The organism is Streptomyces sp. 549 (genome assembly GCF_030124175.1).
Classification (GTDB): Bacteria; Actinomycetota; Actinomycetes; order Streptomycetales; family Streptomycetaceae; genus Streptomyces.
Map to the genome: position 1 here is coordinate 1 of NZ_JASKMT010000009.1, position 15,218 is coordinate 15,218.

Sequence of the window (15,218 nt, forward strand, 5' to 3'; positions counted from 1 at the left end):
ACTCACCGGCGGCTACCAGGCACCGAGTCTGCCAGCGCGGCTCACCCGGTAGCTCCCATTAGGTGGTGGTGACGGTGACCTGGGCGGCGGAGTCGTCGAAGCAGACGCAGTCCCTGATCAGGTCCACCTCGGGCAGCGGCTCGGGGTAGGCCCACACGGCGTCCCGGTGCACGGCCTCGTCCTGCCCCGCGGTGTACGACCAGTAGCCGGCCTCACCCTTCCAAGGGCAGCGGGTGCGGGTGCCGGACGCCCGGAACAGGGTGAAGTCCACGTCGGCGGCCGGGACGTAGTACCGGTCCGGCAGACCGGTCTCGGTGAGCAGCACCGGGCGCTCGGTCTTGGCGACGGTCCGCCCGTCGATCACCACCCGGACCCGGGCGGCGGACGGTTCGACGTGGACCCGGTGACCGCGCGAGCCGGCGGAAGCGGAGTGGTGGGCGTTCATGGGACCTCCGTGGTGGGAGAGAGGGCTGCTCGGGTGTCCGTCAGGTGCGGTGTACCCAAGTGTCCCCGGCCCTCCCCCGCGTCCCCGCTGCTCCCCCGCGTCCTGGCGTTCGGCGGGCGGCCGCTCAACCGTCGCACTCGCGCGCGACCCATGCCAGGTAGTCGGCGCTGCCGCCGGTGACGGGCGCGGCGATGATCTCCGGCACGTCGTAGGTGTGCGCCTGCCGCAGATACGCCTCCAGGGCCTCGTACCGGTTGGTGGTGGTCTTCAGCAGCACCTGCCACTCCGGGTCGGCGTGGATCTCCCCCTGCCAGCGGTAGACGGAGGTCACGGGTCCGTTCACCTGAGCGCAGGCGGCGAGCCGGTCGCGTACCGCGCCCCGCGCCAGTTCGGCGGCCCGTTCGGCGGTGTCGGTCGTGGTCAGCACGGTGAGGATGTCGGTCATGGGTCCACGGTGGCATCCCGTCCGCCTCACGCGCGAGGCCCCACCCGGGCGCCGCCCCCGCGCGTCCGGCCGCCGCTGTCGCACCGGGGTGCCACCCTGGGGGCATGCGGCCGGAACCCGAACCCCTTCCCGACAGCGCGCCCGACACCGCAGGCGAGGACGACGGACCGCCCGGCGTGCAATGCCGGCTGTGCGGGCGCCCGCTGCACGGGCACGACGCCAGACGCTGGGGCATGGGCAAGGGCTGCCGGCGCAAGCTGCGCCTGCGCGCCGCCCCGCGACCGCCCGCGTTCGACGTCGAGCAGGACACCCTGCCCGGCCTGTGAACGGCCGCGCGGCCCCGGGGCGGATGTGCGCTGCGGGGTAGGGCAGTTGCGGCGGCAACCACCGCCGCGCCGGTTGCGTCATCCCGCGTGTGAAGAGCGAACCGACCGGCGCACTGGCGCACGGCATACCGACCAGACGCAAGCGCCAGGCCGTGCAGATCACCGTGCTGCTGTGTGTGCTGGCCCTGCTGCCCGCGGTGTGGATCAAGGTGTCAACCGAGGACCGGATCAGCAGCGCGGCCGACGCGCCCTCCGCGCCGGTCGCCGTGGTGTTCGGGGCCGGGCTGTGGGGCGACCGCCCCACGCCCTACCTCGCCCACCGGCTCGACGCCGCCGCCGAGCTGTACCGGCGGGGCGCGGTGCGGGCCCTGCTCGTGACCGGGGACAACAGCCGGCAGGACTACGACGAGCCGTCCGCGATGCGCCGCTACCTGGAGGACAGCGGGGTGCCCGCGGACCGCATCGTGGCCGACTACGCGGGCTTCGACACCTGGAACTCCTGTGTCCGCGCCCGCCGGATCTTCGGCGTGGAGCGGGCTCTTCTGGTCAGCCAGGGCTACCACGTGCCACGCACGGTGGCGCTGTGCGAGGCCGCCGGACTGGATGTGCACGGCGTCGCGGTGGACGAGCCGAGGGACGCCGTCTGGTACCACGGCACACTGCGGGAGCTGGCCGCCGCCGGCAAGGCCGGGCTGAACGCGACCTTCCGGCCCGACCCGAGGTTCCTCGGCCCGGAGGAACCCGGCGTCGCCCGCGCGCTGGACCGCTGACCGCACCCCGGGGGCGCTCCCCCGCCGCGAAACCGCGCCTCCGGGAACTCGGGGAATTCGACCGTGAGTTGCCGGTGATATCCGGCCCTTCCGTCCTAGGCTCGGGCCATGAACCCGGATGAAGCGAACGCGTTCAACCATCACGTGACCGAGCGGTTCCGGGCCCAGAAGGGCTCCGGGCCGCTCGGCGAAGGGCTGCCGTTCAACGCCGACGGCCTGCTGCTGCTCACCCACACGGGCGCGCGCACGGGCACACGCCGCACCAATCCGCTGGGCTTCCTGGTGATGCCCGGGGGCCGGCTCTTCGTGGTGGCGTCCTTCCTCGGCGCGCCCCGCAACCCGGACTGGTACCACAACGTGCTGGCACACCCGGAGGTCACCGTGGAGCTGGGCACGGAGACGTTCACCGCATCCGCCTCCGAACCGTCCGAGGACGCCTACCCGGCGCTCTGGGACGAGGCCCTGGCGCAGTGGCCGTTCCTCGACGAGCACCAGGCCAAGGCCGGGCGGCGCATCCCGCTGGTGGAGCTGACCCGCCTCACCTGACACCAGACGCACGGGAGGCGGCCGGTACGGCCCCTGCGGACGGCGCGGTGTCCGATTCGTTCAAGACCTGCGGCGGCGCGGCGGTCTACGGTGCGGGCATGGCAACCACAGCACCCCGTTTCGACCTTGTCGGCATGGTCACGAAGGACATGCCCGCGACTCTCGCGTTCTACCGGCGCCTGGGCCTGGACATCCCCGCGGAGGCGGACACCGCCCCCCACGCCGAGGTGACCGGACCGGGCGGCGTCCGCCTGGCCTGGGACACCGTGGACGTCATCCGCTCCATGCACCCGGGCTGGGAACTGCCCACCGGCGAGGGCCGGATGTCGCTGGCGTTCCGCTGCGAGAACCCGTCCGCCGTGGACACCCTTTACGCCGAACTGCTGGCGGCCGGCGTTCCCGGGGCGCGCGACCCCTGGGACGCCTTCTGGGGCCAGCGCTACGCGGTCGTCGAGGACCCGGACGGCAACACCGTCGACCTCTTCGCACCCCTGCCCGACGCCCCCTGAGCCCGGTAGGCGGGTGCGGGGGCGGACGGGGGCGGGGGCGGGTACAGCCACACCGCTACCGGCCCGGTGGCCGCACCCGGGGGAAGACGGATCGCGACATGCGGTCCTTCGGCGTCCCCCCGGGGCCTCCGTCAGCTTCGTCAGTGCGGGACAGATCACAGAGCGTCGCGAGACCCTCGGTGGCGGGTTGAGTGCTTCCACCGCCTTCGCGGTTGACGGTTGTTAGCCTGCATCACCATGAAGCAGCGGCAGCGGAAGAAGCTCTCCCGCCATCTCGCCGACGCCATCCTGGAGGCCGACGCCGCCCGCGTGAAGGCGCTCCTGGGGGCCGGGGCAGACCCAGGGCTGGGGGACAGGGACGGCACCACGCCTCTGTACCTGGCGTCCGTGCAGGGGGAGGCCGAGATCGCCCGCCTGCTGACGGAAGCCGGGGTCTTCCCCGACGCAGAGAGCGGAGGAGTCGGCTCCGAGGGCACGCCGTTGTGCGCAGCCGCGTGCTGGGGCCACACCGAGACGGTGCGCGTGCTGTTGGCGCACGGCGCTGACCCGAACCTTCGTGAGGACGGCGGAACGGGTTGGGCCCCCTTGGACTGGGCGAACCACGCTTCCCGTCCCGAGGCCGCCGAACTCCTCATCGCCGCGGGAGCACATCCGACAGGGACGCCGTCCGGGGGATCATGACGCGATCGTCGGGCCTGGGGGTCCCCGTTGCAGCAGGCAGGCACCGCTACCCCAGCAGCTCGCCGAGGGGCACTCCTGCGAGGGCCTTCACGTCCCTGGCCAGGTGTGCCTGGTCGGCGAAGCCGGTTGCCGCGGCGACGTCGGCGGGCGGGCGGCCCGTGCGGGCCAGGGCCAGGGCGCGTTCCAGCCGCAGCACCCGGGCCAGGGTCTTCGGGCCGTATCCGAAGGACCGCAGGGCCCTGCGGTGCAGCTGCCGTTCACTCAGTCCGACGTCCCTGGCGACCTCGGACACCGGCCGGCCCCGGCCCAGCGCGTCCGCCACCGCCCGGCACAGCGGGTCGGGTGTGCCGCCGGCGTCGGCCGCCACCTCCTCCAGGGCGGCGCCCCGGTCGGCCGACCCGTTGACCTGCCCGGTCAGGCGGCGCACCCGGGCCGCGGGCCACACGGCGTCCAGCGGGACCCGCAGGTCCCGCAGTTCGCTGGCGGGCACGCCGAAGACCGCCGGACCGACGCCGGGCGGGAAGCGCAACCCGGCCCAGGCGCCGTCCGGCGCTCCGGCGGAGACGTGCGCCCGGGTGTCAGGACCGGCGACGAGCAGCGCGCCGTCGTGCCAGATGAGGTCCATGCAGCCGTCCGGCAGCACCCGGACGCTGCCCGCCGCCGGCGCTGCCGCGGGACCTTCCGCGGGCAGCGCGGCTCGCGACCACACCACCGTGCCGTCGCCGAGCCCTGACCTCCGTTCCCGGTACACGCCGACCAGCTTGCCGTACTGATTCCCGTGGCGCTTCCGCGCCGGTACCTTGGCGGCGGACCCGGCGTGCCGGAGCGGCGGCGCCGGCCGGTGACGGAACCGGCCCGCCCGGCGGTGGCGTCTGGTCCGGCGACGGGCCGTACGGACGGCCCACCTATGGCGGGGGGACGCCATGGCTGATTGGATCGTCCCCGGGTACAGCGAGACCCGGGAGCTGGGCGCGGGCGCCGGCGGACGGGTCGTGCACGCGGTGCACGAGGCGACGGGTACGCCGGTGGCGGTGAAGTACCTGTCGCAGAAGCTGCGGCGGGACGCTGGTTTCCGGGAGGCGTTCCGCGCCGAGGCGGAGCTGCTGGCCGGTCTGACCAGCCCGTTCGTGACCGGTCTGTACGAGTACGTGGAGGGCCCGTCCGGCGCGGCCATCGTGATGGAGCTGGTCGACGGCGTGGCACTGCGGCGCCTGCTCCAGCGGGAGGGCGCCACCGGCCCGGAGGCCGCGCTCGCCGTGCTGAAGGGCTCGCTGCTCGGCCTGGCGGCTGCCCACGCGGCCGGTGTGGTGCACCGCGACTACAAGCCGGAGAACGTGCTGGTCACCGCGGACGGCGTGTCCAAACTGGTCGACTTCGGCATCTCGGCGCGGACCGGCGAGCGGGTCGGCGCGTCGGGCACGCCCGTCTACATGGCCCCCGAGCAGTGGAACGGCGGCCCGGCCACCCCCGCCACCGACGTGTACGCGGCCACCGCCTGCTTCTTCGAGTGCCTGACCGGCCGCAAGGCGTACACCGGCCAGAACCTCGCCGAGCTGGCCGTCCAGCACATCGAGGCGCCGGTGCCCGACGAGCTGGTACCGGAGCCGGTGCGGGACCTGGTCCGGCGCGGGCTGGCCAAGGATCCGGCCGAGCGGCCGTCGGACGCCGCCGCGTTCGTGGCCGAGCTGGACGAGGTCGCCGAGCGGGCCTACGGGCCGCGGTGGGAGTCGCGCGGCCGTCGGCGGCTGGCCGCCCTGGCGGCGCTGGTGCCGCTGCTGTTCCCGTCCGCGCTCGGGCAGAACCCGGGCGGCGTGACGACGTTCGCCCGTACCGTGCTGCGGTCCGCACGCGGGCACCACGGATGGGTGGCCGGTCTGGCCGCCGGGCTGGTCGCGGCGCTGCTGTTCGGCGCCGCCGCGGCGGCCGGCACCGGCGGGCACCGCGCGCAGGCGCAGACGGTGGCGACCACGGAGGCGACCAGCGCGGCCGGGCCCGCGACCGCGGGACCCGCCGGACCCGCCACCGGCGGCCCGACTCCCGACGCGTCCGGCACCGGCGACCCGGCGGACCTCGACGGCGACCCCGACGGCACCGACGGGGAGGCTGACGGCACCGAGGGCGCGGACGGGGACGCCGACGCCGACGGGCCGGACGCGCCGGACCTGCCGGGCGAGCCCGGCGGACCGGGTGGCGGCGACGGCCCCGGGGAGCCGCCCGGCCCCGGCGGTCCGGGCGGGCCCGGCGGCGGACCGGGAGCACCGGGCGGTGGGCCGGGTGAGCCGCCCGCACCGGGCAGCTCACCCCCGCCGACGGTCGCACCGCCCGCAGGCCCGTCGACGCCACCTCCCGCCGGAGTGGACGCGGTGGAGGTCGGCTCCCTGGTGCAGACCGGGCCGCAGACCGCCAGCGCCTCGGTGACGGTGCGCGCCCGCAGCACCGGGCCGGTGGTGCTGACCCTCGCCTGGTATGCGGACGAGTTCGGGCAGGGCGGACAGCAGGACGGCGCGACGCAGACCCTCGACCTGAGCGGCGACACGTCCTACACCGTGCAGGTGGCGCACACCTTCGCCACCCGGACCGCCTGCTTCTGGGAGGTGCGGGCCTCGACGAGCCCGGCGGCGGCCAACGGCGGCTCCTCGCAACGCGTCACGACCAGAGGATGCCTCTCGTGAGCGGGGACGACGGCTACCGGGCGACCGAGCTGGGTGACCACTGGTTCGAGAAGCCGGCGTCCGACCCGCGTGACGCCGTCCCCGCGGGGGCGGCGGACGGCGAGCGGGCCACGGTGGTGGCGGAGCCGGCCACGCCCGGCGACCCGGCGCCCGGGCCGCCCGCCGGTCCGGCCGCGGGTCCGGCCGCGGGTCCGGCCGCGGGTCCGGCCACAGACGCTCCCACCGGTCCGGCCACAGACGCACCCGCCGAGTTGCCCACCCTGGTCAGCACCCTGGTGACGGACACCGCCAACACCGCCGTGCGCACGCGCCCGGAGACCGGCCAGCTGCCCGGCGCGGAGCCAGGTTCGGCGCCCGGCGCGGCACCGCACGCGACGCTGCCGCAACCGGGCGCGTCCCCCACCGCCCTGTCCCCCACTGCCCCTCCTGGCGTCGCCCAGGCGACGGAGGGGGCGGTGCTGCGGTTCGGGCCGGGCGTGCCGGACCGGTTGCCACCCGCCGTCGTGCCGCCGGGGGTGCGCCGCAGGCGGCGGCAGCGTCGGTCGCTGCTGGCGGTCGCGGTGGTGGTGGCACTCGCCGCGGGCTGGTTCGGCTGGCGGTGGGTCGGGCCGCCGCTGGACGTGCGGGACCTGTCGGTGCGCACCTCCGGCCCGGGTCCCGGGTGCGGCGGCACCGCCGAGGTGGTGGGCACGGTGACGACCAACGGCGCTGCGGGCACGCTGCGTTACCGATGGGTACGCAGCGACGGCACGGCGTCGCCGGTGCAGGAGGAGCGGGTGGCCCGCGGGCAGGACGAGGCACGGCTGCGGCTGCTGTGGACGTTCCGCGGGCAGGGCACCCAGCAGGCCGTGGCGACCCTGGAGCTTGTCTCGCCGGGGCAGCGCAGCGGTTCCGCCGCGTTCCGCTACCAGTGCGAGTAGGCCCGCCACGCGTGACGGCCCGTCACCGGCGGCTGCCACCCCGGACCGGACCCGGCCGGTCGCGGCCGGACGGCTGCTCAGCGCACCACCGCGCTCAGCCTCAGCGCACCACCGCCCGCAGCCCCGGCTCAGGTGCCGTAACGCGCGCCGGGGCGCGCACGAGGGCGCGTTCCGGCTGGCCGCCCTCGGCCGCGCCGCCGGTGGCCGTCGGGCCGGCCCGGAACTCGCTCGGGCTGAGGCCGCGCAGGCGCTTGAACGCCGCGCTGAGCGCGAAGGCGTTGGCGTAGCCGACCTGTCGGGCCACCGACGCGACGGTCACCCCGGGTTCGCGCAGCAGGTCGCCGGCCAGGTCGATGCGCCAGCCGGTGAGGTACGACATCGGCGGTTCCCCCACCAGGTCGGTGAACCGGCGGGCCAGCGCGGCCCGCGAGACGCCCACGGCGGCGGCCAGCGACGCGACCGTCCACGGCCGCGCGGGGTGCAGGTGCAGCAGGTTCAGTGCCGGGCCGACCACCGGGTCGCCCTGCGCCCGGTACCAGCGGGGCGCGTCACCGTCGGGCCGGTCGAACCAGGCCCGCAGGGTGGCGATCAGCGTCAGGTCCAGCAGGCGGTCCAGGACGGCCTGCTGGCCCGGTGCGTCACGGGCGAGTTCGTCGGCGAACAGCGGCAGCAGCGGGCAGCCGCAGCTCTCCTGGGGCAGGACGAGGAACTGCGGCAGGGCGGCCAGCAGCCGCCGGCTGATACCGCCCTGCACCTGGTAGGTGCCGTTGACCAGCAGGTCGGCGCCGTCGCGGTTGCGGCCCCAGGTCCGCACGCCCAGCGCCAGTGCCTCGCACAGTTCCTCACCCTCGGGTGTGGTGCAGCGGTCACCGGGATGCACGACCATGTCCGGGGCTCTGCCGGGCACGTCGGAGACCGTGTAGGGGTCGGGTCCACGGAGCACGGCGATGTCGCCGGGCCGGAGGCGGACGGGGTCGGCGCCGTCCGGGGTGAGCCAGGCCGTGCCGCGTGCCATCGTCAGCAGCCCGAGCGGCGCCTCGTCCTTGATGTGCAGCGACCAGGGCGGGTCCATCACGACCTGGTGGAACATGCCGCCGCGGGCCCGGGTGCCGTCGAGAAGCTCTGAGAGTACGTCCACCCCCACAGCGTAGACGCCCGCGTATGGGATCGAGCCGATCAGCCATGGATCGTCTCACCCGGCGGCGGTTGACTGACGGCATGACAAACGAACTGACACTGGTGACGGGCGCCACGGGCAAGACCGGGCGCAGGGTGGCCGAGAGGCTTGAGCAGCGGGGCGTGCCGGTACGGGCGGTGTCGCGGTCGGCGGCTCGGCCGTTCGACTGGGCGGACCGCTCGACGTGGGAGGGCGCGCTGGAGGGGGTGCACCGGGCGTACGTCGCCTACGCCCCCGACCTGGGCACGAGCCGGTCGGTGGACGACCTGGGCGCGTTCACCGACCGGGCCGTGTCGGCGGGCGTGCGGCATGTGGTGATGCTGTCCGCCCGGACTGCGGAGGCGGGGCTCAGCCCGGCCGAGAAGTGGGTGCGGGAGGCGGAGCAGGCGGTGACCGGCCGGGCGCCGTCCTGGACGGTGCTGCGGCCGGGCTGGTTCTTCCAGAACTTCGACGAGGCGTTCTTCCTGGAGGCCGTGCGGGCCGGCGAGTTGGCGCTGCCCGCGGGTGAGGGCCTGGAGGGCTTCATCGACGCCGGGGACATCGCGGACGTGGCGGTGGCCGCCCTGCTCGACGAAGGGTGGGCGGGCCGTCATCTGGAGTTGACCGGACCGGAGTTGCTGTCGTTCGGTGGCGCGGTCGCCGCGATCGCGTCGGCGTCAGGGCGCGAGGTCCGCTATGTGCCGCTGGGGCAGGAGGAGTTCGCCGCGATGATGGCCGGACTGGGGCTGCCGGAGGAGTTGACGGCGCTGCTGGGGGACCTGCTCGGCCAGGTGCGGGACGGCGGCCTGGCCCGGCTGGCCGGCGGGGTGCGGGAGGTCCTGGGGCGCGAGCCGCGCAGTTTCGCCGACTACGCGGCGGCCGTCGCCGCGACCGGGGTGTGGACCGCCTGACCTGCGACGCCATCGGCGACCTGCGACGCCCGCCGGTGTGCCGGCGGGCGCACTCGGTCGGTCCGGCACCTTCTGCGGGTGACAGGAGTTGACCAACCCGCGCTGGGAAATGGCCCGTTGCTCGTAGGATCTGAATGCCTGCGGATCAGTGCGGGCTTCGGGGCGACCAGCGGAAGGGGCCACGCACGCGTGCGGAGACGGTCAGTGGGGGAAGCAGCCGGATGGTGGCTGCCCGCCGTGGCGCTGGCGGCCGGCACCGGCACGGCGGTGGCCTGGTTACCTGCCGCCGGGCGGTTACCGGTGCTGGGCGGGGCGTGCGCGGCGCTGGCGGTGCTGAGCCTTGCGTGGGCCGTGCGGGCGCACCGCGCGGCGGCGGGCGAGCGGGCCGGGCGGGTTCGGCAGCAGGCCGTCGCCGACGCCCGGGCGGCGGAGGTCGTCCACCTGGCGCGGGTCCGGCTGCCCGCGGTGGCCGAGCGGGTGCGCGCCGGGCAGCGGCTCGACGGGGCGCCGGGGCCGCTGGCCCCCGCGTCGCAGACCGGTGAGGAGTTCGCCCGGGCGCTCGCAGCCGTCGTCGACGCGCTCGGGTCGGACGAGGCGGTCCGGCGGGAGCGGGCCCTGCGCGACTCGGTGCAGGCGGCGTTCGAGTCGGTGGCCCGCACCATGCACGCCATGGCGACCGTGCAGCAGCAGGTGCTCGACCAGGTCGAGCAGTCGCTGGAGGACCCGGCGCTGATGGCCGGGGTGATGAAGGCCGACCACGCCGCCGCCCAGATGACCCGCAAGGCGCAGACGCTGCTGGTGATGTGCGGGATCTGGCCCGCGCGGCGGGAGACCCGGCCGGTGTCGCTGTACGACTGCGTGCGCGGCGCGCAGTCCCGCATCGTGGAGTTCGGCCGCGTCGAGGTGCACGGCGGGCAGAGCCTGTACATGGTGGCGCCCGCCGTCGAGGGCCTGATGCACGCGGTGGCCGAACTGCTGGAGAACGCGACGGTGTTCTCGCCGTCCCGCACCCAGGTCGTCGTGACCGTGCGGGAGGTGGGCGCGGGCGCGGTGATAGAGATCGACGACGCCGGCCTGGGCATGCCGCCGGACGTGCTGCACCAGGCGACGGCCCAGTTGCGCGACGACCTCGACCTGGCCCGGCTGGGCGCGGTGCCGCGCCTGGGCCTTGCCTGCGTGGGCCGTTGGGCCCGCGAGCTGGGCTTCCGGGTGGAGCTGACCGGGGCGTCGGCCTACGGCGGCACCCGGGCGGTGGCGTTCGTGCCGCACCGCCTGCTGACCGAGCCGCTGTCCCACCTGGCCGACCCCGCCGCCGACCACGGGCGGCAGCCCGGCGCCCAGCGCCCCGGTGACCCGGGAGCCGACCACCACCCCGCGCACCAGCGGGCCGGCCGTCCCACCGGTGCCGAGCCCGCCGGAGCGGGACCCGCCGGTGACAGCGGACTGCCGCGCCGGCGCAACCGCCGCCGCGGCTCCGGCCGTCCCGAGCCCGCGCCCCGGGCCGGCGCCGCCACGGCCCCCGCGGCACAGGAGTGGACCCCCGAGGAGGCACGGGCGTCGATCGCCAGCGTGCTGTCCGGTTCGCGGCGCGGCAGAGCAGCCGCCCAGCATCTCGACGACGTCACGGAGCCGCACGACGTCACAGAGCCGCACGACGTACCCGACCGGCCCGGCGTTCCCGACCCGCACGGCGTTCCGGGCCCCCACGACGTCCCCGACCGACACGACGGAGGCCGGCCATGACCGGGACCATCACCAGACTGCCCGACCTCGGCTGGATGCTCCGGCCGCTGATCGAGATACCGGGAGTGCGTCACGCGGTGGTCGTCTCCGAGGACGGCCTGCGGCTGGGGCACGCGTCCGCCGAGGGGCTGTCCGGCGCGGTCGCCGAACTCAGCCTCGCCGAGGCGGAGTCGCTGTCCGCCGCCTGCGCGGCGATGACGATGACCGGGCGCTCCACCGCCGCCCTGCTGTTCGGTGACGGCGCCGGGGTGCGGCAGCTGATGCTGGAGTCCGAGCACGGCTTCGTGCTGTTCACCGCCGCCGGGACCGGCGCGCACCTGGGCGTCGCCACCGACACCGGGGCCGACGTCGGCCTGGTGGCCCAGCAGATGCAGCTGCTGGTCGCGAAGATCGGCGCGCACCTGAGCAGCCGGCCCCGGGACCCGGTGACCCCCGCCTCATGACGGACCGCTGGGAGGAACGGACCACCTCCGCGGTACGCCCCTATGTGATCACCGGTGGACGGGCGGACGCCGGTGCCGCGGCCCTCCCCTGGGAGACGTTGGTGATGGCCGTGGAGATGCCCGCTCCGGAGACGCTCCAGCCGGAGCACCGCGTGATCCTCACGCAGTGCCAGGGGCTGCTGTCGGTGGCCGAGGTGGCGGCCCACCTCGGCCAGCCGCCCCCGGTGGTGCAGGTGCTGCTCGCGGACCTGGCCGACTGGGGCCTGATCGTCACCCGCCCGCCCGTGCCACCGGCCGAACGCACCGATCTGACCATGCTGAGAAAGGTCCTCCATGGGCTCGAGAGCCGCCTCTGACACCCCGGGCCCGGCATCGCGGGCGGCCGGCGCCGCCGCTCCCGAGCGGCCCGCACCCGCCCGCGAGGCAGTGGCGCGGCCCCCGGCGGGACCGCCGGGGCCCTCCGCACCGGGCGGTGCGGAGGGCAGGTACGTGCCGTCCAGCGTGGCCGGGGCGGCCAAGATCCTGGTCGTCGGCCCGCTCGGGGTGGGCAAGACCACGCTGATCGGCACGGTCTCGGAGATAAGGCCGCTGTCCACCGAGGCCGTCATGACCCGGGCGGGCGAACGCGTCGACGCCGTCGGGGCGGGGACGAAGACCACCACCACCGTCGCGCTGGACTTCGGGCGCATGACGATCGACGGCGAGCTGGTGCTCTACCTGTTCGGCACACCCGGTCAGCCGCGCTTCCTGCCCGCCTGGAAGGAACTGGCCCGCGGCGCGCTCGGCGCGCTGGCACTCGTCGACACCCGCGACCTGGCGGCGTCGTTCGACGCGCTGGGCCACCTGGAGGACCTGGGGCTGCCGTTCGCCGTCGCCGTCAACGCCTTCCCCGGCAGTCCGCAGCACGGCGAGGCGGAGCTGCGCGACGCGCTCGACCTGCTGCCGGGCACCCCGGTGGTCCGGTGCGACGCCCGCGACCACCCCTCCTCGGTCCGCGCCCTCATCGCCCTGGTCGCCCACCTCATCCACACCGCGACGGAGCAGCCATGACCGCCTCTCCCCCGTCCTGGGCCGCCGCCGGACACACCGGCGGCGGCAGGTGCCCCGCCCCCGCGCAGCTGTACGGCCCGCAGCTCGACGGCGACGGACTGCCGAAACTGTACGAGGACCTGCGGCAGGAGCACGGGCCGGTGGCGCCCGTCATGCTGGCGCCCGGGGTGCGGGCGTGGCTGGTGATCGGGCACGGCGAGCTGCTGCGGCTCACCCGCGAGGAGCAGGACTTCTCCCACGACCCGCGCCACTGGCTGCTGCTGCGCGAGGGGCGGGTGCCGGCGGACTCTCCGATCCTGCCCATGGTCGGGTGGCGGCCGGCGCTGCTGTTCGCGGACGGGCAGCAGCACCGCCGGATGCGGGCGGCGGTCTCCGACGCGCTGGGCCGCATCAACGGCCACGAGCTGCGCCGCAGCGTCCGGGCCGCCGCCGAGCGGCTCATCGCCTCGTTCGCCGACCGCCGCGAGGCCGACCTGGTGCCGCACTACGCGCGCAAGCTGCCGATGCAGGTCATCACCGGGCTGCTGGGCCTGGACGAGCGGACCGGTCAGCAGTTCGTACAGGCCATCGCCGGCACGGCCGGTGCCACCGCGGACTCCGCCAACGCCAGCAGGCGCATGGGCGCGATCCTGCTGGCGCTGATCGAGGAGAAGCGGCAGCGGCCCGGCAACGACGTCACGACGGCGCTGCTGCGCCACCCGGCCGCGCTCACCGACGAGGAGGTGCTGCACAACCTGGTGGTGATGTTCGTCGCCGGCAACCAGACCACGGTGAACTGGATCGCCACCACGCTGCGGGTCCTGCTGACCGACCCCAACTTCCGCTCCTCGCTGTCCGGTGGGCACCTGAGCGTCGACGACGCCCTCGACCTGGTGCTGTGGCGGTTCCCGCCGACGCAGAACTTCCCCGCCCGCTACGCCACCCGCGACCTGCGCTTCGGCGGCCAGGACATCCGGGCCGGCGACATGCTGGTGCTGGGGCTGGCGGGCGCCAACGCCGACCCGCAGGTGCTGCCGCCGGACGGCAACCCGGTGGTCGGCAACCGCTCGCACCTGGCGTTCGGCGCGGGACCCCACACCTGCCCGGCGCAGGACCCGGCCCGGCTCATCACCCGCACCGCCGTGGACACCCTGCGGCACCGCCTGCCCGACCTGGAACTGGCCGTGCCGGAGAGCGAGCTGGCCTGGGTCAAGTCGCCGTGGAGCAAGGGCCTGGCCGCCCTCCCGGTCCGCTTCACCGATCCGCAACTCCCGCCCGAACCGTCACCAGGAGAGCCGCGTTGACCACTTCCACTTCCACTTCACCCCGCACCCCGCACCGGATGGACGCCGCCGGAGGCTGCCCGCACGCCGCCAACGCCCGCCTGCTCCAGGAGGGCTCCGTCGCCGAGGTGGTGCTGCCCGGGGACGTGCCGGGCATGGCGGTCCTGGGCCACGACGCGCTGCGGGAGTTCCTCGCCCACCCGGACGTGGCGAAGAACGCCCGCCACTTCACCGCCCTCCAGGAGGGCGGCATACCGGACGGCTGGCCGCTGCGCACCTTCGCCACCGTGCAGGGCATGACCACCGCCGACGACGCCGACCACCGCAGGCTGCGTTCACTCGTCAGCAAGGCGTTCACCGCCCGCCGGGTGGAGGCGCTGCGCCCGCGGGTGGAGGAGCTGACCGGTGACCTGCTCGACGGGCTCGCGCACACCGTCGGCGAGGACGGCACCACGGACCTGCGGCGGCACTTCGCGCTGCCGCTGCCGATGGGTGTGATCTGCGAACTGCTCGGTGTGGACGCCGAGCACCACGACCGGCTGCACCACCTGTCCAACCAGGTGGTGAGCACCGACATCGGGCCGAAGGAGGCGGTCGCGGCCAACCAGGAACTGGTGGCGGTGCTCGGCGCGGTGGTCTCCGCCCGCACCGGCTCGCCGGGCGGGGACCTGACCAGCGCCCTGATCGCCGCCCGCGAGGAGGACGGCGACCGGCTCAGCCCGCAGGAGCTGCTCGGCACGCTGCTGCTCATGATCGTCGCCGGGCACGAGACGACGCTCAACCTCATCACCAACGCGGTGCGGGCGCTGTGCGCGCACCGCGACCAGCTCGACCTGGTGCGCGCCGGGAAGGCCGGCTGGTCGGACGTGGTGGAGGAGACGCTGCGCTGGGACAGTCCCGTCAGCTTCTTCCCGTTCCGCTACCCCACCCGGGACCTGACCGTCGACGGGACCGTCATCCCCCGGGGCACGCCGGTGCTCGCCGGCTACTCGGCGGCCGGCCGCGACCCGCGGGCGCACGGTGAGCACGCCGACCGCTTCGACGTGGCCCGGGCCGCCGCCCGGCACCTGTCGCTCGGCCACGGCCCGCACTTCTGCCTGGGCGCGCCGCTGGCCAGGATGGAGGCCACCGTCGCCCTGGAGCGGCTGTTCACCCGCTACCCCGACCTGGACCTCGCCGTTCCCGAGCAGGAGCTGCGGCGGCACGCCAGCTTCGTCGGCAACAGCGTGAGCCGGCTGCCGGTCAGGCTCACAGCGGTGGCCGACGCCGGCTGAGGGCAGCGTTCCGCGCGGGAAACAACCGCGATGCCGCCGGGTAACAGCGACGCCGCACGCTGAGC

At 75.3% G+C, this 15,218-nt stretch carries 18 protein-coding genes; 14 read left to right on the forward strand and 4 right to left on the reverse strand.

Annotation, left to right across the window (positions count from 1 at the left end; translation table 11 throughout):
• Window positions 1-58: 58 nt before the first annotated feature.
• Both QNO07_RS12830 and cutA read right to left on the reverse strand, forming a co-directional pair.
• Window positions 59-445 (reverse strand): DUF427 domain-containing protein, encoded by a 387-nt coding sequence (locus tag QNO07_RS12830; RefSeq protein WP_283991988.1) that lies wholly within the window; start codon window positions 443-445, stop codon window positions 59-61.
• Between the two features lie 124 nt (window positions 446-569).
• On the reverse strand, window positions 570-890 hold the full coding sequence (gene cutA, locus QNO07_RS12835; protein ID WP_283991989.1) for a divalent-cation tolerance protein CutA: 321 nt from the start codon (window positions 888-890) through the stop codon (window positions 570-572).
• 104 nt (window positions 891-994) lie between these two features.
• Here cutA and QNO07_RS12840 point away from each other — a divergent pair, with 104 nt between their 5' ends.
• From QNO07_RS12840 to QNO07_RS12860, 5 genes are all read left to right on the forward strand, one after another.
• Window positions 995-1,216 carry a DUF6011 domain-containing protein gene (locus QNO07_RS12840; RefSeq protein ID WP_283991990.1) on the forward strand — a complete coding sequence of 74 codons (222 nt, stop codon included), beginning with the start codon at window positions 995-997 and terminating at the stop codon, window positions 1,214-1,216.
• A gap of 89 nt (window positions 1,217-1,305) precedes the next feature.
• On the forward strand, window positions 1,306-1,986 hold the full coding sequence (locus tag QNO07_RS12845) for a SanA/YdcF family protein (RefSeq protein WP_283991991.1): 681 nt from the start codon (window positions 1,306-1,308) through the stop codon (window positions 1,984-1,986).
• A 108-nt stretch (window positions 1,987-2,094) separates the two neighbouring features.
• Complete coding sequence (locus QNO07_RS12850) at window positions 2,095-2,532, forward strand: nitroreductase/quinone reductase family protein (protein WP_283991992.1); 438 nt, start codon at window positions 2,095-2,097, stop codon at window positions 2,530-2,532.
• A gap of 98 nt (window positions 2,533-2,630) precedes the next feature.
• On the forward strand, window positions 2,631-3,041 hold the full coding sequence (locus tag QNO07_RS12855) for a VOC family protein (RefSeq protein ID WP_283991993.1): 411 nt from the start codon (window positions 2,631-2,633) through the stop codon (window positions 3,039-3,041).
• Window positions 3,042-3,278: 237 nt separating this feature from the next.
• Window positions 3,279-3,722: an ankyrin repeat domain-containing protein gene (locus QNO07_RS12860; protein WP_283991994.1), complete on the forward strand. Its 444-nt coding sequence runs from the start codon at window positions 3,279-3,281 to the stop codon at window positions 3,720-3,722.
• A 46-nt stretch (window positions 3,723-3,768) separates the two neighbouring features.
• Here the strand turns inward: QNO07_RS12860 and QNO07_RS12865 are convergent, their stop codons facing one another.
• Window positions 3,769-4,473 carry a helix-turn-helix transcriptional regulator gene (locus tag QNO07_RS12865; RefSeq protein WP_283991995.1) on the reverse strand — a complete coding sequence of 235 codons (705 nt, stop codon included), beginning with the start codon at window positions 4,471-4,473 and terminating at the stop codon, window positions 3,769-3,771.
• A gap of 172 nt (window positions 4,474-4,645) precedes the next feature.
• Between QNO07_RS12865 and QNO07_RS12870 the strand changes: the two genes are divergently transcribed.
• Window positions 4,646-6,394, forward strand: a complete 1,749-nt coding sequence (locus QNO07_RS12870; RefSeq protein ID WP_283991996.1) for a serine/threonine-protein kinase — start codon at window positions 4,646-4,648, stop codon at window positions 6,392-6,394.
• Window positions 6,391-7,314: a hypothetical protein gene (locus tag QNO07_RS12875; RefSeq protein WP_283991997.1), complete on the forward strand. Its 924-nt coding sequence runs from the start codon at window positions 6,391-6,393 to the stop codon at window positions 7,312-7,314. The genes QNO07_RS12870 and QNO07_RS12875 overlap by 4 nt, the downstream gene beginning before the upstream one ends.
• Before the next feature lie 100 nt (window positions 7,315-7,414).
• Here QNO07_RS12875 and QNO07_RS12880 read toward each other — a convergent pair whose 3' ends face one another.
• A complete protein-coding gene (locus QNO07_RS12880; protein WP_283991998.1) occupies window positions 7,415-8,452 on the reverse strand; it encodes an AraC family transcriptional regulator in 1,038 nt (345 codons plus the stop codon).
• 80 nt (window positions 8,453-8,532) lie between these two features.
• On the opposite strand from QNO07_RS12880, the gene QNO07_RS12885 reads away from it, so the two are divergent.
• From QNO07_RS12885 to QNO07_RS12915, 7 genes are all read left to right on the forward strand, one after another.
• Window positions 8,533-9,381, forward strand: coding sequence for an NAD(P)H-binding protein (locus QNO07_RS12885; protein WP_283991999.1), 849 nt, complete (start codon window positions 8,533-8,535; stop codon window positions 9,379-9,381).
• Between the two features lie 204 nt (window positions 9,382-9,585).
• Complete coding sequence (locus QNO07_RS12890; protein ID WP_283992001.1) at window positions 9,586-11,124, forward strand: ATP-binding protein; 1,539 nt, start codon at window positions 9,586-9,588, stop codon at window positions 11,122-11,124.
• Window positions 11,121-11,567 carry a roadblock/LC7 domain-containing protein gene (locus QNO07_RS12895; RefSeq protein ID WP_283992003.1) on the forward strand — a complete coding sequence of 149 codons (447 nt, stop codon included), beginning with the start codon at window positions 11,121-11,123 and terminating at the stop codon, window positions 11,565-11,567. Before QNO07_RS12890 ends, QNO07_RS12895 begins: the two co-directional genes overlap by 4 nt.
• A complete protein-coding gene (locus QNO07_RS12900; RefSeq protein WP_283992004.1) occupies window positions 11,564-11,923 on the forward strand; it encodes a DUF742 domain-containing protein in 360 nt (119 codons plus the stop codon). The genes QNO07_RS12895 and QNO07_RS12900 overlap by 4 nt, the downstream gene beginning before the upstream one ends.
• 145 nt (window positions 11,924-12,068) lie before the next feature.
• Window positions 12,069-12,617, forward strand: coding sequence for a GTP-binding protein (locus tag QNO07_RS12905; RefSeq protein WP_283992176.1), 549 nt, complete (start codon window positions 12,069-12,071; stop codon window positions 12,615-12,617).
• Window positions 12,614-13,900 carry a cytochrome P450 gene (locus QNO07_RS12910; RefSeq protein ID WP_283992005.1) on the forward strand — a complete coding sequence of 429 codons (1,287 nt, stop codon included), beginning with the start codon at window positions 12,614-12,616 and terminating at the stop codon, window positions 13,898-13,900. Before QNO07_RS12905 ends, QNO07_RS12910 begins: the two co-directional genes overlap by 4 nt.
• A 38-nt stretch (window positions 13,901-13,938) precedes the next feature.
• Window positions 13,939-15,153, forward strand: coding sequence for a cytochrome P450 family protein (locus QNO07_RS12915; RefSeq protein WP_283992177.1), 1,215 nt, complete (start codon window positions 13,939-13,941; stop codon window positions 15,151-15,153).
• Window positions 15,154-15,218: the final 65 nt, after the last annotated feature.

What these genes read in the sequence shown, in the direction of transcription:
- QNO07_RS12900 (WP_283992004.1), top strand. Translation starts at nt 11,564, where the DNA reads ATGACGGACCGCTGGGAGGAACGGACCACCTCCGCGGTACGCCCCTAT.
- QNO07_RS12885 (WP_283991999.1), top strand. Translation starts at nt 8,533, where the DNA reads ATGACAAACGAACTGACACTGGTGACGGGCGCCACGGGCAAGACCGGG.
- QNO07_RS12850 (WP_283991992.1), top strand. Translation starts at nt 2,095, where the DNA reads ATGAACCCGGATGAAGCGAACGCGTTCAACCATCACGTGACCGAGCGG.
- QNO07_RS12860 (WP_283991994.1), top strand. Translation starts at nt 3,279, where the DNA reads ATGAAGCAGCGGCAGCGGAAGAAGCTCTCCCGCCATCTCGCCGACGCC.
- QNO07_RS12840 (WP_283991990.1), top strand. Translation starts at nt 995, where the DNA reads ATGCGGCCGGAACCCGAACCCCTTCCCGACAGCGCGCCCGACACCGCA.
- QNO07_RS12830 (WP_283991988.1), bottom strand. Translation starts at nt 445, where the DNA reads ATGAACGCCCACCACTCCGCTTCCGCCGGCTCGCGCGGTCACCGGGTC.
- QNO07_RS12910 (WP_283992005.1), top strand. Translation starts at nt 12,614, where the DNA reads ATGACCGCCTCTCCCCCGTCCTGGGCCGCCGCCGGACACACCGGCGGC.
- QNO07_RS12855 (WP_283991993.1), top strand. Translation starts at nt 2,631, where the DNA reads ATGGCAACCACAGCACCCCGTTTCGACCTTGTCGGCATGGTCACGAAG.
- QNO07_RS12915 (WP_283992177.1), top strand. Translation starts at nt 13,939, where the DNA reads ATGGACGCCGCCGGAGGCTGCCCGCACGCCGCCAACGCCCGCCTGCTC.
- cutA (WP_283991989.1), bottom strand. Translation starts at nt 890, where the DNA reads ATGACCGACATCCTCACCGTGCTGACCACGACCGACACCGCCGAACGG.
- QNO07_RS12895 (WP_283992003.1), top strand. Translation starts at nt 11,121, where the DNA reads ATGACCGGGACCATCACCAGACTGCCCGACCTCGGCTGGATGCTCCGG.
- QNO07_RS12870 (WP_283991996.1), top strand. Translation starts at nt 4,646, where the DNA reads ATGGCTGATTGGATCGTCCCCGGGTACAGCGAGACCCGGGAGCTGGGC.